Source organism: Bacillus sp. FSL M8-0077, from assembly GCF_038050255.1.
Classification (GTDB): Bacteria; Bacillota; Bacilli; order Bacillales; family Bacillaceae; genus Bacillus; species Bacillus altitudinis.
Map to the genome: position 1 here is coordinate 3,829,926 of NZ_JBBPAF010000001.1, position 22,558 is coordinate 3,852,483.

General features: G+C 38.7%; 16 protein-coding genes, 4 pseudogenes and 1 riboswitch. Of the genes and pseudogenes, 5 read left to right on the forward strand and 15 right to left on the reverse strand.

The features are described from left to right. Window positions 1-3: 3 nt before the first annotated feature. Complete coding sequence (locus NST57_RS19795; protein WP_341299140.1) at window positions 4-1,350, reverse strand: amino acid permease; 1,347 nt, start codon at window positions 1,348-1,350, stop codon at window positions 4-6. A 162-nt stretch (window positions 1,351-1,512) separates the two neighbouring features. Continuing rightward, window positions 1,513-1,592, reverse strand: a riboswitch (glycine riboswitch). Window positions 1,593-1,868: 276 nt separating this feature from the next. Between NST57_RS19795 and NST57_RS19800 the strand changes: the two genes are divergently transcribed. The 3 genes from NST57_RS19800 to NST57_RS19810 all read left to right on the forward strand — a co-directional run bounded on the left by NST57_RS19800 (window position 1,869) and on the right by NST57_RS19810 (window position 5,432). Beyond that, on the forward strand, window positions 1,869-2,885 hold the full coding sequence (locus NST57_RS19800; RefSeq protein WP_341299141.1) for a LacI family DNA-binding transcriptional regulator: 1,017 nt from the start codon (window positions 1,869-1,871) through the stop codon (window positions 2,883-2,885). A 444-nt stretch (window positions 2,886-3,329) separates the two neighbouring features. Further along, on the forward strand, window positions 3,330-4,511 hold the full coding sequence (locus NST57_RS19805; RefSeq protein ID WP_142153363.1) for an MFS transporter: 1,182 nt from the start codon (window positions 3,330-3,332) through the stop codon (window positions 4,509-4,511). An 18-nt stretch (window positions 4,512-4,529) separates the two neighbouring features. Further along, the gene (locus NST57_RS19810; protein ID WP_142153365.1) at window positions 4,530-5,432 is read left to right on the forward strand and encodes a quinate/shikimate dehydrogenase; all 903 of its coding nucleotides are present in this window, start codon (window positions 4,530-4,532) and stop codon (window positions 5,430-5,432) included. Window positions 5,433-5,478: 46 nt separating this feature from the next. On the opposite strand, the gene NST57_RS19815 is transcribed toward NST57_RS19810, so the two are convergent. From NST57_RS19815 to NST57_RS19830, 5 genes and pseudogenes are all read right to left on the reverse strand, one after another. Beyond that, window positions 5,479-6,672, reverse strand: a complete 1,194-nt coding sequence (locus NST57_RS19815; RefSeq protein ID WP_142153367.1) for an MFS transporter — start codon at window positions 6,670-6,672, stop codon at window positions 5,479-5,481. Window positions 6,673-6,987: 315 nt separating this feature from the next. Continuing rightward, window positions 6,988-7,387, reverse strand: a pseudogene (locus NST57_RS20420) (YxiF family protein). Between the two features lie 220 nt (window positions 7,388-7,607). After that, window positions 7,608-7,859, reverse strand: coding sequence for a hypothetical protein (locus NST57_RS19820; protein WP_039962862.1), 252 nt, complete (start codon window positions 7,857-7,859; stop codon window positions 7,608-7,610). Between the two features lie 2 nt (window positions 7,860-7,861). Next, the gene (locus NST57_RS19825) at window positions 7,862-9,466 is read right to left on the reverse strand and encodes a ribonuclease YeeF family protein (RefSeq protein WP_445818804.1); all 1,605 of its coding nucleotides are present in this window, start codon (window positions 9,464-9,466) and stop codon (window positions 7,862-7,864) included. 240 nt (window positions 9,467-9,706) lie between these two features. Then, on the reverse strand, window positions 9,707-10,942 hold the full coding sequence (locus NST57_RS19830; RefSeq protein ID WP_142153372.1) for a TerD family protein: 1,236 nt from the start codon (window positions 10,940-10,942) through the stop codon (window positions 9,707-9,709). A gap of 187 nt (window positions 10,943-11,129) precedes the next feature. Here NST57_RS19830 and NST57_RS19835 point away from each other — a divergent pair. Continuing rightward, window positions 11,130-11,231, forward strand: a pseudogene (locus NST57_RS19835) (hypothetical protein); the annotation flags it as partial. Here NST57_RS19835 and NST57_RS19840 read toward each other — a convergent pair. Continuing rightward, window positions 11,229-11,595: pseudogene (locus NST57_RS19840) on the reverse strand (family 1 glycosylhydrolase); the annotation flags it as partial. The pseudogenes NST57_RS19835 and NST57_RS19840 overlap by 3 nt on opposite strands. 35 nt (window positions 11,596-11,630) lie before the next feature. Then, complete coding sequence (locus NST57_RS19845) at window positions 11,631-12,194, reverse strand: Imm64 family immunity protein (protein ID WP_341299142.1); 564 nt, start codon at window positions 12,192-12,194, stop codon at window positions 11,631-11,633. A 320-nt stretch (window positions 12,195-12,514) separates the two neighbouring features. On the opposite strand from NST57_RS19845, the pseudogene NST57_RS19850 reads away from it, so the two are divergent. Then, window positions 12,515-13,411: pseudogene (locus NST57_RS19850) on the forward strand (PhzF family phenazine biosynthesis protein). A 39-nt stretch (window positions 13,412-13,450) separates the two neighbouring features. On the opposite strand, the gene NST57_RS19855 reads toward NST57_RS19850, so the two are convergent. The 7 genes from NST57_RS19855 to NST57_RS19885 form a co-directional block, all read right to left on the reverse strand. Further along, the gene (locus tag NST57_RS19855) at window positions 13,451-14,311 is read right to left on the reverse strand and encodes a LysR family transcriptional regulator (RefSeq protein WP_341299143.1); all 861 of its coding nucleotides are present in this window, start codon (window positions 14,309-14,311) and stop codon (window positions 13,451-13,453) included. 13 nt (window positions 14,312-14,324) lie between these two features. Continuing rightward, a complete protein-coding gene (locus NST57_RS19860; protein ID WP_142153380.1) occupies window positions 14,325-14,831 on the reverse strand; it encodes a hypothetical protein in 507 nt (168 codons plus the stop codon). Window positions 14,832-14,848: 17 nt separating this feature from the next. Further along, entirely contained in the window at window positions 14,849-15,355 is a 507-nt protein-coding gene (locus tag NST57_RS19865) for an LURP-one-related family protein (protein ID WP_142153382.1), read from the reverse strand. 243 nt (window positions 15,356-15,598) lie between these two features. Continuing rightward, entirely contained in the window at window positions 15,599-18,799 is a 3,201-nt protein-coding gene (locus NST57_RS19870) for a chromosome segregation protein SMC (RefSeq protein ID WP_341299144.1), read from the reverse strand. Then, entirely contained in the window at window positions 18,796-19,521 is a 726-nt protein-coding gene (locus NST57_RS19875; RefSeq protein WP_445818805.1) for a hypothetical protein, read from the reverse strand. Before NST57_RS19875 ends, NST57_RS19870 begins: the two co-directional genes overlap by 4 nt. Continuing rightward, the gene (locus tag NST57_RS19880) at window positions 19,475-20,893 is read right to left on the reverse strand and encodes a hypothetical protein (RefSeq protein WP_142153388.1); all 1,419 of its coding nucleotides are present in this window, start codon (window positions 20,891-20,893) and stop codon (window positions 19,475-19,477) included. Before NST57_RS19880 ends, NST57_RS19875 begins: the two co-directional genes overlap by 47 nt. Next, window positions 20,869-22,188 carry a DUF2399 domain-containing protein gene (locus NST57_RS19885; RefSeq protein WP_341299145.1) on the reverse strand — a complete coding sequence of 440 codons (1,320 nt, stop codon included), beginning with the start codon at window positions 22,186-22,188 and terminating at the stop codon, window positions 20,869-20,871. Before NST57_RS19885 ends, NST57_RS19880 begins: the two co-directional genes overlap by 25 nt. Window positions 22,189-22,558 lie beyond the last annotated feature (370 nt).

The window sequence follows — 22,558 nt, forward strand, 5'->3', positions numbered from 1 at the left end:
TCATTATGCTGAACGGCGTTTCTTTCGTGCATAAATCAAAAATAGGAACCCAAACCATACGGGTGTCAATAACAGTGCTGGACGTGTTGCATCAGCGAAAAACATGATGACAAGAATAGCAGCAAAGAGCACAAGAACCGCTATATTCACAAAAGGTGTAAATGGCGCTTTAAAGGTAGACGCCTTATGCAGTTCAGGACGTGTCTTCTTATATTTCAGATGGCATATTAAAATAATACTCCATACCCAAATGAAACAAATGGCACTGATCGTTGTCACAATACCAAAGGCTTGTTCAGGAATCAGCTTGCTTAAAAGAGCCCCTACTGACACCACAATCGTCGACACAAACAGGGCATTACTTGGAACAGCATGCTTATTTAGACGGCCAAAGGATGCCGGTCCTTGTTTTTGATGACTGAGATTATACAAAATTCGGCTCGTTGAGAACATACCGCTATTACAAGCAGAAGCCGCAGATGTCAGGACGACAAAGTTGATGAGACCCGCCGCTACTGGTATCCCAATCAGCCCAAAGGTTTTCACAAAAGGACTTTCTGATGCACTGAGTTCTGTCCATGGGTTGATACATAATAGTACAAAGATCGCACCCACATAGAAAAATAGAATTCTTAATGGAATTTTATTAATCGCGGACGGGATGTTTTTTTGCGGATTTGCTGTTTCTGCCGCTGATACGCCGACAAGTTCCACTCCGACATACGCAAAAACCACCATCTGGAATGACAATAAGAAGCCTGTCACACCATTTGGAAATAATCCTCCGTGTGACCATAGATTCGTTACCGTCACGGGCCCTGCATCTGTTTGAAAACCAATGATTAACAGGACAACCCCAACGCCAATCAACAATAATATTGTAATCACTTTAATCAGTGCAAACCAAAATTCCATTTCTCCAAAAAGCTTCACCGTTAATAAATTAAATCCTAGCAAAATCAATAAACATATAATAGCAGGAATCCACTGCGGAATATCAAACCAGTACTGCACATACACCCCGACCGCAATAACATCCGCCATCGCTGTCATAATCCAGCAAAACCAATACGTCCATCCTGTCACAAAGGAAGCCCATGGGCCAAGATAATTCTCTGCTATATCCGTTAAAGACTGATAGCCCGCCTTAGATAAGAGCAATTCTCCAAGTGCCCTCATGACAAAAAAGATGGCCATTCCAACAATTAAGTACGCAAAAATGATCGATGGTCCTGCCAATTGAATAGCCTTTCCAGAGCCTAAAAACAGCCCAGTTCCAATCGTTCCGCCAATGGCAATTAATTGAACATGACGGTTTGATAAATCTCGCTTTAACTCTTGTTGTGCCAATTTCAACACCCTCCTACGACACGATTCTATACTGAAATAATGAACTCTGAAAAAGTCCATAAAAAAAGAGATTGGATGCGCTCCAATCTCACGGTCATAAAAGAATAGCAAAATAGAGAAAAGCAATACACAGCATGATCCATGCATCACAAATACAATATTTCGTACTCTTCTGTCCTTTTGCCTGAGATTGTGAACCCTTCGGCGCCGCACATACATGCGGTCTCTCCAGAAGCTGCTCCTGCCATAGTGTGACCCACAGCAATCATAGCCTTCGATATTTACTTAAAATGTTGCTATTTCTGAATAATTTTATATTTTACGCCTCTAAAAGAAAGCTGTCAATGGTAATCTTTTAAGATGTTGTTTCCTCTTTATCTGAAGCTGATATGACATCACTTCATCAACACCCCTTGATTAAGGTATAATGAAACAAAGAATGTTCGGCTCGTTTGGTGGAGACATCCATCTTGATGATGAACCATAGTTAGGCAATCCATTGAAGTTGGTGAAGACAAATGAAAAAAATGAACAAACAGCGTGTGACATTACAGGAAGTCGCCCGGCATGCCGGTGTATCGACTTCAACGGCCTCACTCGTTGTTCGCAACAACCCTAGGATCTCTGAAGCCACCCGGAAAAAAGTGCTGCAATCCATGGAGGATTTGGGATACGTGTACGATCGCGTCGCCGCCAACATGCGGTCGAAAAGTTCAAATATTGTGGGTGTGATCGTCACTGATATTTCAAACACCTTTATTTCTGAATTTTTAATCGGTGTGCAAACCACACTTGAGTCACTTGGCTATACCGTTTTACTTGGGACAACCTTTGATAGTGTGGATAAGCAGGAGCGGCTCATTTCCACAATGGTAGAGCACCGAGTGGGTGGAATCATCTTAAATCTAGCATCGAAGAGCTCGACACGAACGGTGAAACAATTAAACAACATTCGCACACCAAAAGTATTGGCAAACCGTGAATTAGCAGATGTCCATTGTGATTATGTCGGCGTTGATTATGAACAAGGTACTTGGATGGCGGTCCGTCATCTTCTTCAAAAAGGACATCGCCGCATCGCTTTCTTAGGCGGAGTCAAATCCTCCTCGACTTGGATTGAACGGATGAAAGGGTTCAAAAGAGCCCATGATGATGAGGACCTGGCGATGGATGAATCTCTTATTATCGATATGGTGCCTACCCGTGAAGGCGGGAAAGAAGCCCTTGCCCAAGTGATTGACCTTCCCGAACCACCTACTGCTATTTTTTGCTTCAGTGATTTAGTGGCGTTTGGGGTGATTCAAGAATTGGCAGCGCGTGACATCAAACCTGGTGAAGACATTGATGTAGTTGGGTTCGATAACATCCCTGAAGCTGAGATGTACCACCCGCCGCTCACCACAGTCTCATCATTTCCACGATCCATTGGAGTCAAAGCAGCCAACCTTTTGTATCATAAAATGAACGAGCAGGATGAAGAAATGCAGCGATTGATATTAAAGCCTCAACTTCATATTCGAGAAACCTCGACATGATCATGAAAAGGAGAATTGCTTTGCAATTCTTCTTTTTTTATTGTGCAAGTCAACTATTTCTTTATTACATTTTTCTTTTTTTAAATCACAAAGTCATAAACTTGACACATTTTAAACACAGGAGTATATTTATCTCGTTGCTTCTTTTGGTATATCGTTATACCTTTTGTGAACATATCGTTATTTATGATATCAACTACAGTTAAAGATGGATCTTTTGATTCTGATCAAATCGAGGAAGTCCATCAACTTATGATAACTGTTATTATTTTTAATTATTTAGTAGAACGATGTACTTATTTGAAGAACAGATGCATATTCATTATTTTTTCATCAATCACACAAGGGGTGTTGTGATGGACTTAATATTATTTACGTTTAAGGAAATAACAAAGGGTAACAAGAATTTGGCCCGAACAGGGTTTCAAATATAGGAGTGGGAACATGAAAAATCCATACATTAAATCATCACTTGGCATGTACTTAAACTATTTCATGCTAGGCATGATCAATATTATTGTGGCATCAAACATGGAAAGCTTATCTGAACGCTACCATGTAGATATTCCAAAAATCAGCTTGCTTGTATCAGCAATCGGTATCGGTAAATTAATTGCTCTCTTTTTCTCTGGCCGGCTGGCAGACAGCTGGGGGCGAAAACCTGTCATTATTACAGGTAACTTTCTTTACTTATTATTCTTAATTGGGATTCCAACGACGACCAATTATACATTGGCTTTCATTTTTGCCATTTCCGCAGGGATTGCAAACTCATTACTTGATTCAGGAACATATCCTGCTTTGACAGAGTCATTTCCTAAAAAAGCAAGTTCAGCTTCTGTATTAGTGAAGGCGTCTGTATCAATTGGTGCGACTGTTCTTCCATTTATCTTGGCATTCCTTATTGCACATGATATCTTCTGGGGCTGGGCATTCTTTGGTCTAGGACTTCTTTATTTACTTGTAGGCATTTACTTGATCTTTATGCCGTTCCCAAATCATAAGCAAACGGCTTCTCAAAACGATCTTCCCGTTCAAGAGCAAATGAAGGAAGAACCGAAAATGTTTGGTGAAGGTTTAGCTGTTGTACTTATGGGATTCACGTCTACTGCATTATTTGTTGTATGGCAAACTTGGCTTCCACAGCTCGGGTTAAAATTGATTGGACTTGGCTCAGGACAAGCGACACAGCTTCTTTCTTATTTTAGTATTGGTGCACTGGTGTCTGTTCTATTGCTTTCAGTCGTATTAGATAAATTCATTTCACCGATTATGGTCGCCATTATTTACCCAATTGGGGCATTCCTTGCCATGCTTTCGCTATTTCAAATCGAAACGTACGGCATTGTCATTGTTAGTACCTTTTTCTTAGGATTATTTACAGCAGGCATTTTCCAGTTGGCTATGAGTATTATGATGAAATTATTCCCTACAAACAAAGCAACGGCTTCATCATATGTCAACATTGCGGCAAGCTCAGCGTTTATCCTTGTTCCGCTGATTACAAGCGGACTCGTCAGCACGTACGATATTAAAATGACTTTATTCTTCGATATGATCATTGCGGTCATCAGCGTATTGTTAGCAGTCTTTGTTTTACGACGCATGAAAAAATTGTTTAGATAATTAAAGGAGATGTCAATCATGACAAACATACATGAACGTAATATTGATGGAAAAACAAAATTAGTCGGTCTTCTTGCAACACCAATCGGGCACAGCCTGTCACCACGGATGCACAACCTTGGCTATACACTAACAGGAATCAACTATGCTTACCTTGCTTTTGAGGTAGGAAATGATGAACTAGAAGCAGCAGTAAACGGGATGAAAGCGATGGGTGCAGCTGGATTTAACGTATCCATGCCGAACAAAATGAAAGTGCTCGATTACTTAGATGAACTAGATGATTCTGCAAAATATACTCGTGCAAGCAACACAGTTGTGAACAAAGATGGCAAGCTGGTTGGCTACAACACAGATGGTCTTGGTTACGTAAGAAACTTAATTGAACACGGCGTTGAATTAGCTGGACAAAAGGTTACACTCGTTGGATCTGGCGGCGCTGCAACACCGATTGCCATTCAGCTTGCACAATCAGGTATTCGTGAAATTAGTATTTTTGCTCGTAATGACCAATACTTTGTTCAAGCAGAAGAAAATGTAAATTACATCAACAACGAAATGAAATCATTCGGTGTCAAAGCAAACATTTTCCCACTTGAAGACAAAGACGCTTTCCGTCGTGAAGTAGCTGAAAGTGCGATCTTAGCAAACGGGACAAGCCTTGGCATGAAACCATTAGATGAGCTCAGCATTATTGACGATACCCTTGATGTATTACGCAAAGACTTAATCGTGACAGATGTCGTCTACAACCCGCAAAAAACAAAACTTCTTGCTCAAGCACAAGAAGCTGGTGCCAAAACGATTAACGGTCTTGGCATGATGCTATGGCAAGGTGCCCTTGCGTACAAACTCTTTACTGGCCAGGATATGCCAGTTGAACAAGTGAAACAAATTCTATTTGAAAATGACCGTTTCTAAACGAAACACAGAAAAAAGACGACCTCCACTCTGGAAGTCGTCTTTTTTATTCGTGAATCATCACACGGCGATATCGATAAAGGATATACACCGCGCCGATGATCGCCACAACAGCCACACACGCATCAAATATAAAGATTTGCAAAATGGTCGAGTGGGTTTCGATCAAACCAGTGACGACCGGAATCACAATGGCGGACACTCCACCTGCTGTTGAGATAATTCCTGTCATCGTCCCTTTGTTTTTCCAGAAAAACTCAGCCATTACGGTTAACGTCAGTTGAAAGACACCCGCTGTTGAAAAGCCCAATACAAATGCATTGACGGTCCCGATGACTGGAGACTTCACGACCAATAGCACACAGATAGAGGCTAATGTAATGATCGGATAGAGTAGCAGCACGGTGACCGGACGGACAATGCGGCGCAAAAGAAATGCGAGCAATAAGACAGACAGCAAACCGCCCATGCTATAGTAACTAAGCAGCTTCACAGAACTGCCAGAAGCCATCCCCAATATTTCCTCACCGTACGTAGGCAGCCAAATTTGCGGCAATGCGTACAGACCATTTGATGTAAAACTGATCACAATAAGTGCGACCCCTTCTCTCCAAAACGTAGGCTCTGATGAGAAACGCGGAAGTCCATCATGCTCCGTCACCTGAACTTGCTCCACCTTGCGATGATTCGGAAATGGCAATGTCCACAGCATTATCACATTCACTAAATAGATAAAAGCAGGTGCAAAAAACGCAAATCCATAAAACAGATCATGCTCTGCTAAAAAGAAAATAGCGAGCGGCAGAATGGTCGCCCCAATCGAAATAAACGCCTTCACCATCACATTTGCAGATCCCGAGTTTTGAGGAAAAGCTTCCATTAAAGCCGGATACGTCCCTGCATCCATCGCCGAATTCGCCACCCCTGCCAAAATCGCAAACGCAAATGCGATTTGATAATTCGGAGACATTGGGATTCCGATGAGGAACACTGCCATCAGCACCCCCGAAACCAAAATGACCGGCTTTCGTCCAAAACGATCTGACAGTACGCCCGATAGACCATACGTAAGCACCCTGCCAATACCAAGTGCAGATATCATATAACTAATCCCCGCACTATTTGTATCTAATTGTTTGATCAAAAATGGCATATTAGAAGCCAAAATAATATTGACCATACCTAATAAAAAATAATTGATATAAAGACTAGAAGCCGTTCTCAAATACGGATTCCTCATGCTGACACACCCCTCAACACATTGCAATGAAGTGACAAATAATGGTTACGCTTACAAGATTCATGCGTGAGGAGAAACAGCTTTGCAACCTTCACGTACTTGAAACATCTCATCATTTCATGCAGCTCACAGCTTACATGCCCTTCATTTATCAAGCATCTATTCAAATTTTCACTAGCTCTTATTTTATATGAATGTGAAAAGTAATGATAGTGAATTGCTTAAATTTGAGAGAATTGTTTATAGAAAAAAATCCCTCTAAACTCACATTCCCCAAAGACTAAGCTCATAAAAATATTCTGTACGCTCTATGTATCATCCAAAATGAAAATCCTCTGCTATTAAAATGAAATCTCCGTATCCACTTGAGAATTTGGTGTGCTCAAGAAGTTTCGTTAACTGATGAAACACTTCATCTACATTCACTAAAAGCGCTCCAATTTCATGATCTCGGAAAAAAAGCAATCTCCCTTGTTTAGGAGTCGCTTTCACCCTTCCGGCCATTTCCTTTAACAACTGTGTAGATTTTTCCCTGCTCTAGATAGTTGTCTCCATGTATTTGACTTTTATGTTCTCTCGATTGCAGGAAAGTAAATGCCTTCTGACAAAAAAATTGATTCTCTTCGACCTCCAAAAAAGGGGGTTCTGGAAGTGTCATATAGCTTAATTCGTTTATTAAGTGCTTTCTTCTGCTTTTTCTTTTTAAGGTTTCTATTTTAGTTTTTTGGTTTTGTGCATATCAGATACCTTTCTTTAAAAACAAATTCTCTTCTGGTTATATTTGACCTTTTTGCTCTTTTCACGTTATCAGCACAATCAATTTAATAAATAAGTACGAGTTCTTTTATCTAAATACCTTTGCAACCAAGATGATTTTTGTTTTTCTTAAGGAAAAAACCTTGAAAGGTTCCTACCCATCAAGGTTTTTGTGGCTACTAAGATTCAAAAGCCGTTCTTTCTGGGAATATGCCACCTTCTCTTACAAGGCATACTGCCAATCTTTGAGCCGCCCGATCAAAATAAAACTCGTTAGGAATATTTTGATCTGGTAAGCTCTCTAACTCTCTAAATTTTCTAGTTATTTTACTCAACTCAATTTTACCCATTATCTCTTCATTTGGTCCAAATTTGTAAACTACAGTTTCTTCATCCTCATATTCCTTTAATAATAAAACATACGAAGCCAATTTTATTCCTCCTTTGGTGGATACCAAGGACGCCCAGATTCAACTGTTTTATCATGTGCGGTCCTGTAATCTGTTTTGAATATTCCTTCAAATTTTGATTCAAAAAGTTCATGATTTAATAAATCAATATCATTCTTTTTATAATTACCTTTTTGTAACCTATCCCAAGCTTGTGCAATTTGATAATCTGAGTCAAAACGCCCAACCCCATGCTCTTTTACATGCTCTTTTATAAACAAATGCTCCTTTATTCTTTGTATCCTGTGTTCGGGTATTCCAGTATTCTTAGAAATAGGCTTAATATCAGCTTTTGTCTTTCTAAAAGATTCATACATTTCTTCTGCTTTATCAAGTTGTTTTAGATATTCATCTATTGAAAGTTCTCTACCACCAGTTTGAACTCTTTCAGCATTCTTAAAACCTATTTTACCATGAAACCCTTTTGCCCCAAACGGCAAAAGCATGCCAAGCGCTGCATTCATACTCGCTTCCTGCTGTTCTCTCGAGACCTTATTTCCAAACATATCTCGACCCGTAATCGCTTCGCTGAAGCCGTTTGTTGCGGTGAGTCCATATAAGCCTTTTTGTGATGTTTTCAACGCATCGAAAGATTTTTGTGATGTCTTGTAAATGTCGACTGCTCTAACTGCGGCGGACGTGGCTTGAGTCGTTTTATAGACGGCTTTTCCGCCTTTGAAAATACGTCCTGCCCAACCGACGATCGGGATGTATCCTGCTGCTGCCATGCCGCCTGCGGCGACTCGCTGGCCTGCGGTGAGTTCTTCACCTGTGATCGGATCGACACCTGTTGCGGCACGTTTTGCATCGTTCACGCCTGTCAGTTCATTGACGATATTTCCTCCGTAATCAAGAGCTTTTTCATACCACGGACGGTTGGCTAGCGCTTCTTGTTCCTTTGCGATCTTGCGAGCTTCTTCTTGATCATTTTTGATTTTCAGATATTCAGAAGTTTGCTTCTCAATATCGTTTTTTGCCTTGTAGATTTCGCTAATTTGATACGCTTTCTTGTCAAAATTCATAGGCGAAATGGATTTTCCATCATTTGTCGCATTCATCATTTCTGCGTACAATGCCATTGTAGCCTGCTGCTCCGTCTCTGACAAAGCATATTCATCTTTTAGATTTTGATCAAGCTCTCTTAGGTCTTTCACTGTCTTTTTTCGCTCGTCTTCCGCATCTTCTATTTTTTCATCAAAAGTTTGGCTATCAAATACTTCTAGTGAAATGAGGTCATCTATGTCTTGAAAAATGGTTTTAAGAGCGTTTTTTTGATCCTTTATAATACTTTTGGCATTTTTGATTCCCATATGTACAGCGTTGTCTAAAAAGTGTTCTTCTACAAAGGTATCGCCGCCAAAGTTTGTATCATCAAGCGTTCCAGAAACACCTTCATGAAAGGCTTTTTGCTTATCAATAAAGCTGATGAACATGTCCACATTTCCGGCGAGTTCTTTGTAGAAACTTTTAATGTTATCCGCACCTTTCCCAGTGAAATCGTCACCGAGGTTCGCCACGCCATGTAGCGCTTTTTTTAAATCAACCATTTCTTCTCGGAGTGCCTGATAATGTTTTGCCCTTGCATCCACGACACTGGTTAGTGCTTTTGCATCAAGTATCTTGCCCAGATTAAGCCACTCCCTCCATTATTGATCATAAAGTCTATTTTACCGTGACCTTCAAAACGGAAAAATAGGCTAAATGACATAAAAAATGGAATGAACTCTCTATTCAATTTACCTACTAATTTGGATAAACGAGTTTATCAATTGCAAGGATATAGAAAAAGCCAGACAGTTCATTATACTCTGTCTAGCCACATGTTCACGTTACTTATAATCATTGATTGGTCCTTTATCCATCAAGACATCGATCTCATTTGAATACTTCATTTTTAACTTCGGTCTACGCTCAGAGTTTGGTTTACTGTAAAGCTCTAAAGGACGAATGATCACGCCATCATTCGTGTTTTGAAGAATACCTGGAACACAAGAATAAATTCGATCATTGTCATTTGCATGTTTCGCATGAATCGTGACAGACGTTCCTTGATGATTATCGATACTCATAGTCACTCTATATCTATAGAAAGAACCCGTTCCATTTGATTGAGCAGAGTAAACAACTGGTACCACCGCTAGGATATCATCATTTAACCTTAGTTTAATGACTTCTGTTTTCATTGATTCATGGTTTCTACCGACATCTCCCATATGCTCAACAGCTCCGTTGCCGTGACTTTTGAGAGCAGGAACACCTTTTGCGCCAAACATGGCCACATCTATTTGTTTTCCTGACTTCGTATAGACCAATGCATAAATATCATAATCGGTTCCAGATTCCCAAGATACTGTAGCTGTAATCTCAGGCGTTTTTTCAATGATGATCGGTTTATGACCTTTGTCTAGACTAATTTTACCTTGAACTTTCTCTAAGCTAATAGGTGCAGTGACTTTCTCTTTAGCGGCTGGCTTCATTGGAGCAGGCTCATCAATTAATTTTTCAGAAGTCATTTGAGGAGGTGTAGAAACATCCTGTTCATCAGGTTCAACCTCTACCCCAAAAAGCTTACATAACCCTTCTAATCCAGAATCGAAGCCACGCCAGATAGATCGTGCTTTCGTTTCACTATTTCTTATGTATAGCTCTACTACAACAATACCCTTTTCATTTGTAAAGCTTACTGGTGTTAGGTATAGCACCTCATCACCTGTTCGAATTTCTGCTTGCAGATTCTTCACTTGAGAAAAGCCGATTCCTTGATCTTCTGTTAGTGTAATAGCCATCTTTGTAATTCCGACAGGCACTTTGCTCATATCAAAATTCAATTGATGTCTTTTCAACTGATCTGATATCTCTGCTGGTAAAAGTGTCGCGACACCCGTGACACTCTCCGGCTGATTGTAAAAAATTATGCCATTATCTCCTTGAACTAGATCTGAATCTGTTAAGAGAAACGCCGTTAAAGAAATATCAATTGCAGATGACACTTCATAACTGATGGATACTTGTCCCTTTGGAGAGTTTAGTACGGTATTGGCACCCATTTGCAGAGTTTGATTCATTTCAACAACTCCTATTCTTTATCTATCATTCATCATTTTTATAGACCAATTATACCAAATTAAGTAATGGAACCTATTAATATCTATATCTCTTTTCATCTCTGTAATGGTATGAGACAATGCCTCCTAAAAACAAGCTACTCTCGAAAGGAGAATCAATGTGGATAAAAAAATCATTCCTGCTGTTATGGTGATATTTAGTTTTTGGATTCTTCTTCAATTAGCATTTAGCATCAATATCTTTCGCAATCCAATGAATTATTTCATTGTGCCAGTCATTTCTTTATTACACTTCTTCACCGTTCGTTGCAATGACGTTTTGATACCAAGTAAACGAATCTTTTTTGAGTCTCTTCATTGAACCATTACCTTCGTTATCGCGGTCAACATAGATCATGCCGTAGCGTTTTTTCATTTCACCGGTTGTGAATGACACGATATCAATGATGCCCCAAGGTGTATAGCCGATGAGGTCCACATCGTCATATTCAATCGCTTTTTTCAGTGCTTGAATATGAGATGCGAGATATTGAATTCGCTCTGGGTCATGAATAGATCCGTCTTCTTCCACTTGATCAATGGCACTTTTCCACAATGAATAGCGGGATTTGATAGCGATCGTAAAAACGATTCAATGTATATCTTAAGCCTGTCTCAAAAACGGGGTTCAGTCCCATTCAGGAGGATTTTACTGTTCTCTTTCAACCTGTAAACATTCCTTCCCTCTCTCTTGAGTAGTTAACCCATCGATGGCAGTACCACCATAAAAAATGACTAAATAATCCTCTTTACCTATAAGAACAACCGGAAAAGCATGATGTTCTTGCAGATTCTTTTCAACATCATCTGGATGAATCTCGACTTCCATTTCATGTCCAATAAATGCATACTCGAACGTAAGAGTATGATAAATTTCTACAAGACACTGTACGATCTCATGTTGAATAAGAACTACATCATGTGAAACAACCTCTGTCCAGTTTAAACACAGAACGAATCCAACAAAACCAGCTTCTTTTTGTATGTTCATGGTCGTATGTTTTAGACATGTTCCCGCTAATTCAAATTCTGTATAAAAACCTTCTAAGTAATTGTTTTTGATTTTATTTTCTTTTACATCATGTTCGATCCATGTTTCGCCATCAGCGTCCTGACTAAACTTTACTTTTGTTACTGATATTCCTTTTTTTGTTAAATAGTCAGTCAGTTGGTGAAAAGTAGTTGTTAAATGAATGTCATCATAGAATACCAATCCGATATTGATATATCCTCCTAAAGCTATGCTGAACCCCTCGCTTTCTTTATGTTTTGTTCAAGCATACTACAAAAAAGTAGATTCTTTTGAACCTGCCTTTTGATCCGGTATTCTTTCAGCCTTAAAATTCTTTACTGTCTTACTACTCACTGACATTCCTTTTCCTGTAACGGTAACGTAGACCTTTCCGCCCCTAGCGCCTAGTTGTTTGATGTTACATGAACAATTCCAATTCATCACATCAAAAAGATTCATTTTACGAATGCATCATACAAACTTATGATGAACATAACAACATGGTTAGGAGGATTCGCCAGATGAAAGATATTAGGGTGTATCATGTCGATGCGTTTACAACTGAGAAATTTGGAGGTAATGCCGCTGGGGTGGTGTTGGATGGGGAATGGTTAACGGAGGATGAAATGCAGAATATCGCCAAGGAGTTGAACTTACCCGAATCTGTTTTCTTACTGCCGGCACATGATGAAAAAGCCGATTATCGAGTGAAATATTTCACTCCAGCGGAAGAGGTCAATTTCTGCGGGCATGCGACAGTTGGATTGACTTGGCTTTTAGCGACGGAGCTAGAGATGGCTAAAGAAAAATCAGGGGTGGTGTTAGAAACAAAGATCGGCCGTGTTCCCGTTGTATGGCACGAGGAAAATGGCAAGGTCGTTGATGTGGAGATGACACAGGTCACACCAAAGACGCGAGATTTTATCATCGATGTAGAAGAGCTTAGTGACATGCTCGGTATAAGCAGTGACAGGATTGATCCATCCTATCCTATAAAATTAGCAAATACCGGGAACTGGCATCTCCTTGTTCCGCTGAAACATCAGGATGACATTGATCAAGCGGCACCAAACTTAGCTGTTTTAGGGAAAATGAATAAAGCACAGGATATCACAACGACTCATCTTTATACGTTTTAATCCACAAACGACTATGATCTTTATACAAGGGATTTTGCACCTGGGATTGGTATACCCGAAGATCCTGTAACGGGAGCAGCAAACGGTGCATTGACCGGATATTTTTATTTGGAAGGGATCATTTCTCAGCAAGAAACCACTCATCTGCGTATTGCTCAAGGTGATGCAATCGGCAGACCAGGATTGCTTCGTATCACGGTCATTCCGAATGAAGCAAAGCCAGTGATTAAAGTAGCAGGTGCAGCGGTTATTACCATTCGCGGGGTGATCACACTATAAATTGATCAGCTTGAATAGAGACTCTCGTTCAAGCTGAATCTATTTAAAATGATCTTTGACCGCTTCAATCCATCTTTTAGTAGAGGGAGAGACTGTGTTAAAAGATTTAAACGCCATATTGATTTCGCGATAAACACTGGTCTCAAGTGGAATTACGTTCGTATGAGGCACCTGAGGCGGCAAAATCAACTTCGGAATGATCGTGAGCCCAAGACCTTCCTGAACCATAGAGATGATCGTATTGTTGTCCCCAATTTCAAACAAAACATGGGGCTTCACGCCTCTTTCTTTTAATAATTTCTTAATGAGTTGATCACAGCCCGCTTTTGGCATAATAAATGGTTCATCTTGAAACGAAGCGACTTCCATCACCTTCTTTGTATGGAAACGATGACTCTCTTGCATGAGCACCACCAATTCATCTTGAAACAGTGGAACAGTTTCCAAATCTCTAGATGGCTGTGTTAAAAACCCAAGATCAACTGTGCCAGACGCGATCCACTCTTCAATCTCTTCATAGCCGCCTTCGTATAACTCCAATTGGATATTGGGATAACTTTTCGTAAAACGATGAATGAGCGGCGGAAGCATTTTTGCAGAAAAACTAGAAAACGTGCCGATCTTAATGCTCCCCACTTCCATCCCTTGAATCAACGCCGCCTCCTGCTCAAGCAATGACGCATGATGAATGATTTGGCGAATATGCGGCATCACCCGCTCACCTGCATCTGTCAGCGACAGCCCGTTTCGATTCCGATGAAGCAGCACAATCCCAAGTTCTGACTCAAGCTTCGCCATATTATGACTCACCCCAGACTGCGTCAGCCCAAGCTTCTCACCAGCTTTTGTAAAACTGCCGCATTCGACGACTGTTTGAAATACTTTGTATGGGAATGTCATTCGTTCGCTCACCTCACTTTAGATCTTGACAAAACCTACTGTTAGACATGTCTGTGATTTTTCGATTTAATTGTTGTTCGACCAATTGAAAACATGCCTGCTGAATCCATAAACGTTTAAATGTATAGAGTTGTTCTTTTTCATCGCCATGCATCTCTTCATCTTTTTCTAACTGAAAATCTGTTAATTCGATTTTGTCATGAACATGCATATGAATAAAAACATGCGCATTGTGAAAATCATGCATATGCTCTACTAAAGCTGAGATATTGGTGATAAAGTCATCAAATATATCTTCTTCTAGCGTTTTCTTGAGATCTAGATGGCTGTGCACATCCATTGATATGTAATTATCTCTTTCATCCAGTTCTTCTTGAGTAGCCAGAGGGTTATCATGAATCGTTGCTTTTCTATTTAAATCTGTAATCGAGAAATAGACGATGATGTCTTTATTATCGAGAAATTCATACGCCCATATCTCTGCATCTCTTAATCTTAAAATGCGGGTGAGGTTGTCCAACTTTTTATACCCTCCAATTAATTATTCATCGTCGTCGACGAAGACCTAGACGCCGCTTCATCAGCTTTCACACAATCAATCGCAACAACGAGCGCAATCATCACAGGCTCCATCTCTTCCTTCAAAATATCCACCTTGTAGCTATCCCCCCAAGTAAACCATTCCTTCTTTACCTGACCGATCACTTCGCCGCTTTGCAGCACTTGGAAATTCATATCCCACCAGTTCCCTTGTACTTCGATACCAGCAGCATCAATTGAATATTTTGCTTTGAAGAACGTAAACTCTTTTTTGATCGTCAATACCTCTTGCCCACCGACTTCTACTAAAAACTTTGGTAAAAAGCTAAACATTTTCTTCGTAATTACAGCGATTTCTTCTCTTTCTGTATTCAAAATGGTGAACGTCTTTGGCACCTTCATAAAGCTGCCTTCGACCACATATACATCATTCTCCTGCTCATCCTTTACCGTAAACCTGCCGCTCAGACTAAATACCTTTTGTTTCATATAAAGTTGTTTCATAAGTACCTCCGATTCAGCTCAATCAATTGATTAGTCTTATATCTGATTATACCAAAAAATAGAATGTACAAAAAACCACCTAAGTTCAGATGGTTTTGGGTTACTGATTCATTGTCAGAAAATTTTTTCGTAGATTTGAAAAGCCAATGGAATTCTACACGTTGATTCTTAAATTCTTAATTGCCAAAACTTAGCTTTTAAATAAAATTAATACTTAGTAATAATTTACTAAGCATTAATTCGTTATTTCATAATAAGCCCCACAATTTTGCTAAATGGGATCGATGAATCATGTTGAACAACTAAAGCTTTTGAGAATCGATTTAGGTATTGTTTCTCATGTGACTTTGGTGAAAGAATGATTAACTTCCTTTTCAATTCCTGCACATATAAATCAAACACTTTTAACTTTCGATTTTCATCAAGCGCACTATCAAATTCATCTAGTACAATAAAACCTGGTGTAAACGATAAATTTTGTAATAGTGCTAGCGCAAATAGTAATGAGCTTAACGACTCTTCACCGCCGGACACACCTTTTCCAACTCGTCCGCCTCGTGCTTTCACACTAACATCTTCCATCGTCCCCCGATGGCCTTCTTTCCTTGCTTTAATGAATAATTTAAACACATTACGCCCTCTTCTATCTGCATCAACTGTCCAAGACACTTCTCCTTCAAATTGAAACTGCCTCATAAAGAATTCAAATCGATTCCTCACCTCAAGCACTCTCATGTTAATCGTTGTTTCTAACTTGTCCTTTAATTGCTCTGTCCTCGCTCCATTCTCTGTTAATAAATTGTCTAAACGGCTATATTCTTGATCCAGTCTTTCATATTCAGTCTTCGCAGCCTTATAATTTTCAGGTGCTTCTGGATCAATCTCAGGTTCATTTCTTGCACCATCAAACATCGTTTTTCCATGATCTCGTTCTGTTCTTAACTCACTAATAGATGGAATTTGATCAGGAAATCGTTCTTGGCTTGCTTCTGAGTAAAGCGGTAACTCGAACTTTTTGATTTCAGTGATCTCTTGCATGTAACCCACCAAATCTTGCTTCATTCGATCTATTTCATCCTGTTTTTCTTTCAGTCGACGGCCTATGTCCTCTTTCTCTCTATTTTTATATTGTAAGTCATCTTCTAATGCTGTTTTCACTCTCTTTTGTTTTTTGACTATAACAAGATGCGTATCAAGTTCTTCTTCTAAATAGTGGCTGTGTTTCTTACACCTTTCATACTCTCCTTCTATAACAGCCAACTGTTGTTGAAGTGCTTTATATGCTTGATACTTTTCTTTCCTTTTCCCTAACTCTTCGTAAAAAGTTCCTTCTCGTTCGAACAACGTATAATCATTGTTCAGTTGGGCTTTTACGTTATTCAAATCGTGTCTTTCTTGATCTAGCTGTTTTAACTGCTGCTGCTTTCCTGACAATTCCTTTTCTTTTCTTGTTAATTGTCTCCCTCGATCTTCCCGTTCATACTCTTTTGACATAAACGCTTCTGCTTCTTTCACAGATGTAATAACACGATTTAGATTTTGTAGTTGTACCGTTAACTCATTCAGCTCTTTCTCTAATTCCGTACACCTTATCTTCTTTATCTTTAGTTGTTGCTCTACTTCTTTTTTTCTGGCCTGTAATGATGTTTCGCTTAAAATCAATCGGTCTTTTTCCTGTGAACCTCGAATACCCATGTCATCATATAAATATCCATTTTTGATGTGGATGGTCTTATGTTTGAAGAATTGCTCGATCCACCACAATGCTTTGATTGCATGCGGAATGAATTCGTCTCGTACACTTTCCTTCACTTTAAGATGAAGTGCTGGTAAGGATGTCATTGAGCGATCTGGAACTATATTCATGAGAGACACATGGTACAGGTCATTAGGTGGTTCGACTTTTTTCCCTTGAAAAAAGATTGTGTACTTAATCGCATCGAAAAGTTGCTCATCTTTTAATTGAGCCTGTTCATCTAATTCGACTAATTCACGAAGGGGAAATGCTCTCACATTTCTCTGTCTGAAATAGCTAAGTGACTGCTGTTGGCGTTGAGAAAGCTCTTGATTGTCCATCAATAATTGATGTTCGATTTCTAATTCCTCGACCTCTTTTGATAAAGTAAACTGTTCATCTTTCGATTGATTGATCTCGTTCTCTAATTGATGAATTCTCACGCTCACATCATAAGAACTAATGTACTCATTTAAAAGCTCTTTCATTTTTTTACTATCCGTTTCATCTTGCTCTATTCTAACCTTTAATTCTGCTATTTCATTGCGCAATTGATTATCTATCTCTTTTAATTGAAATACATCTTCATCGACTTGCAAAAGCTGATGCGAGTTGTGATTAATCTCTTTTTTCAACCGAATTAAGTTTTCCCTCACGTCCTGCTCTGTATGCCGAATGTACTTTTCTTGTTCCCTGATATCCTTTAATTCCTCTTCTATGATAGAAATTTCTTCATTTTTCTCAGTTATCTTTTCTTTTAATAGAGACATCTCTTCGTGACAATTTTCAATATCATCTTCTAATTTTTCTTGTTTAAGTAAAAGTTGATTTACGCCTTCACTTTGCTCTAAAAGTTGTGCTTGTTTCAACTGAATTTTATCATTTATTTCTTCATAATCAGTTTCAAGCTGATCATTCAAATCTTCCAACAGCTTCTGTTCTTTTTTGAGTGCTTTTTCTAATAAAAGGAGGGCTCTTATATATTGCATGCCTCCGGTCTTTAGACGTTCTTGATTCTGATTAAAAAGGTATAAGCGTTGTTTACTAATATCGAGACTTAATTTACTGTTATCGACGTTGTGCTTTGTAAGGTCTAACGCTTCCTTGGATTCTTTTAATCTCTCAATGCTTTCTTCCCACTCTTGCTGCATTTGAGAAATACCGTGCATTTCACTAAAAACTCGAAAACGCTCTTCTGGATTCATAGTCGCAAATTGGTTGACATCTTGCTGATACCAAATTAAGTAATAGGCATCGGGATCGATCTTATATTTATACAGTAGTGTCTCTTTATAAGATGAAAAGTTAAACTGTCCCCCACCAGAGGTATATGTGATTGTATTCTCCCACTCATCGATCTCATCTCCAGTTGAAATGGAATATTCTCTTTTCAGCAATTGCCCCGACTCTTGTACGATGTTCAACGTAAACTGAATAAACTTTGCTGCATCAATTTTCATCGGACCTTCATTTTGAAACACAATTGAAATTTTAGCTTTCCACGTCTCGTCTGGCAAAAGGTTCCGTGATTTTAAGCCTTCCAAGTCAACTTTTGAAGAATATAAGACAGCACCTAGACAATAAGTAATGGTAGACTTACCAGAACCATTTGGCCCAGAAATGAGAATATGCTGATCAGCTCCAGCTAAATCAATTTGTTCAGGACGATAATCCCGTATGCCATTAAACGTTAATCTCCAAGGTATCATTGCTCTGTCCCTTCATTCTTAAAATTGTAGCGTTTAAAAAACTTCATAACTTCTTCTTTATTTAATTGATTTGAGTGACTAAACTCCGCTGTTCTTCGCAAAAAAGAGTCAGAAAAGATATTTGCACCGATAGCCGTCAATTGGAAAGCCCTTTCTGTTGAATCCGTCTCGTAGTCTTCAATCGCACCGATTTTTTTTAAAGGGTCGATATTTAAATTGATTCTATTGTTCGCCTTCTTTGTTTCATGCCCCAATGCCTCTAACAGTTGATCAAACAGTGTATATTCATGTTTCAGTACTTCCTGTTGATAAAAGATATAGAGTAAAATAGCCAAGCTTTCCTTAGATAGTGTGTTACGCGCAGCTGATGCTGTCACTCGCATGAGCACAACTACTTGATCCCGCGTATCATCATAGATGATTTTGAAATATCGGCTAATGGCTTGATTAACTCTTTTGATAAATGAAAAAAAAGAGTCTTCATCACCCGAAATACCTAGTTGTTTCTCAACTTCCTTACGAGATAACCCAAAATTTCCAGATCGAATTGAAGCAGACGATGAAAAAAGAATGTTCATGAACGTCATCTCTTCTATTTGCGTGAGAACGCCCCGAATGTCTTGCAAGGCATTCAGTGGGTTTACATTCAATTCGTTTGTTTCACCATTTGAACTTTCATTGATGGTCGTTGTCTCTTTTCCGTTTGACAATATCTGTTCCATCTTCACTGTTCATCCACTTCCATTCTTTTTCGTACTGTTTATGTCCTCTCAGTTCCGTCCCCTTTGATATAACAATCTCTTTATTGCTCACTAAAGCAGAAATAGCAGTTAAAGCATTTATTGCGTCACTCCACTGCTCTGTTGTAGCCTCAATGACAACCTGTTCTAAAGTCGCTTGTTCTTGTTTTTCAAAGTACGCTTCAATCTTTGTTGTATCAATCATTTCTTTTGTTAAAAGCCAATTAGACTCTGCGATGTGTCGCTCTAAATCAACACCAGATACCTCTTCACTTGCGTATACGATGTCCTCTTCTTCCTCTTGAATTGAGTCAATAATAGGTTCATAATTTTCTAAATAATCGACAGCCACCTCAATTGTGCCAGACGTTAAAGGAGAAGCAAATTTCACAGGCATCCATAACCCATCAACTGCCTCATCCACATATTGATTTTGTTCCATGAAACTTAACAACTGATAAACATCTGGAATATCTGATTCAAGCGGTGGTTCAAACATACTGGAAATGAAACGTCTAATCTTTTCAGGCTGAATATGAGAACTAAATGGGGTATTCTGCATATTCGTAAACTTTAAATATTTTTTAATCATGCCAAGGCTAAGATTTGTCCCTGTTGTAAGTACTTCTGTACCTTTCTGCATGAGTTCTGTAAGTACTAAACTGTCTTCTACCGTTTGAAACTTTTTAAATCTCTCTTCCAATTTTACATCTAAATCATTCATTAACTCGTGAATCAACTCTAACTGGGGTAAGGCATGTCGATCGGCAAGCATTTCTAGCTCACGCTCTTTTAAAAGTGTAATAGCATTTTCTACATGCCTTATCATACTTGCAATTTTGTTCCCACCTGAAATCCCTTGATCGTCATAGGCCTCACTAATATCTGAATCTCGTCTAGCCTGAAACAACGACCTGCCAATCTCATCATTCATATAATAAGCTAATGAATCATTGGCCAGTCGAATCAGCATATCCATCATCCGTTTTCCAACATCACGCATTTTGATTCTTCTCGTTTGTTTAGAAATCCAATTGTACTTCACTAGCACCTGGATTACTTGATCGACTCTTTTTTGAGAAGGCGGCTCCTTATCATCATAACGATTTCGATACCGATAGTAGATTGATTCAGTATTTTCAATAGGCTCACCTAAACCTAGAGCTTCTTCATTTAGCAACTGAATGATTTTTAAAAGCCTTAGTATTTCCCCAGGAGTTTGAAAAAATTGTTGAGCACCTAAATCACTAAGAACCCCACTAAGAGTAGAAATATCCCGCATGGATTGCATCAATTCTGGTGCTGAGTATGAAGATTGAAAAATTGAAATTAATCCTGAATCCACTTTTTCCAAAGATCGACACCTCCCATCATCTGCTCTTGTTCCATCTTTTGATGCTGAAGGAAATCCATGACACACTGTTCATAATGCTGATAATCCGTGACCACTTCTTGATTTTGCAATATCCACTTTAGTTTTAAATGATCAAAAGATTTCAGTATTTCATATACTTTTCTTGCAATATAAACGCCATCTAAATCATAATCACACCAAATCATCACTTGCTTTACCTGACTATGCTCTAAAATTTGTGTCACCGCTTCTCGATGAGCAGACCTCAAATGTCCATCTGTACACAAAACATATGATTTCGTCTCTTTTAAAAAATCCCTTTTTGACGCCATACTTGTTAAAATAGCTCGATTTTCAACGATCCAGAAAGTCGTTGCATCTGTATGATATGCTTCATTTAATATAGATAAGTTTGTGAGGGCATGAACTGGTCCAATTTCATAAGAAGAATATTGTCCCTTCAGTTTTCCAGAAAAAAAGACGGGTGTGATCTGCCCCAAACTCGTTAAACCCAACTCTTGAATCGGCGTCTGCGACCAGTCCTCTATCTCACTTATAAATTCTTCTTTGTCAGCATCAAATTTTTTCGATCCACCAATCTCCTTGTAATACGTTGCACCAATCTCTTTCCAATCAAACGATTCTTTAAGAGAGGAAATATGACAAAATGCGCAAACAAAATGTAAATACTTAAGCCTTTTTATCAGTGGCCAGCTGGTTGAAAATGATAAGGAAATCCCCGTCTCGCTTGGATTTAATTGCTGAACCCTCTCTGTTAACTTTTTAATACCTGATATTCTATTGGGAGATAATGCTTGATGTTTTTGGCCCATTTTCACTGCAAACTCGTTTAAACGATCTTGGATCATTAAAATGTCATTCACCAATTCATCATGCTTTCTTTGATGCTGCACTGATTGATATTCAAATAATCGATAGCCCATCCGATAATGAGCTTTACTAACTGTTTTACCATCCTTCTCAAAACGAATCTCCTTGATAATCCAGCCTTCCTTTAACCAATTAAATGTTTCCTGTTCATCTTCATTTAATTCCACTTTTTTATTAGTTGTTAAGGCTAAAGATGCTATGGCTGGATCTAATGGTAAATCATTTACATGTTGATACTGGGTAGATACAGTTAATACGCCTAAAACCCGATATGTTCTTGCAGACCGCTTAATAATGTTGAACTGAGTGAAAAATTGATCTTGTAATGCAGATGTTAACTCCAACTCTTCTTTGCTTCTTAAGATATAGTCTTCAATATATTGGCGTACCTTTTCATCTATCATATCATTGCCTCTTTACTTATTTGACGTTTCTATTTAAACGGGTAATTTAGTGTGAATTTGGCATTATCGCATTTCCACAGTGGCGTTTTTTCATATTCAAATATGTTCATATATAAAAAATATCTGATCTTCGCATTCATTAAGTTTATATGCATTATTTTACTATTTCACTCTATAAATTGGAATTGTTTTCAGTTAAGAAAAAAGGCTTGGGTAATGTTTGTTAAAGTTCGTGATGCAGAATGTAGGTTTATAAATTAATAAATGATCGTCTCTATCTTACTTTCTTTTCCCCTCTACAGAATCGTGAGTTAAACTTGTTTGTTGCCTGACAAACTTTCTTTTGTTAAAGGTAGTTCATGGAATGAGA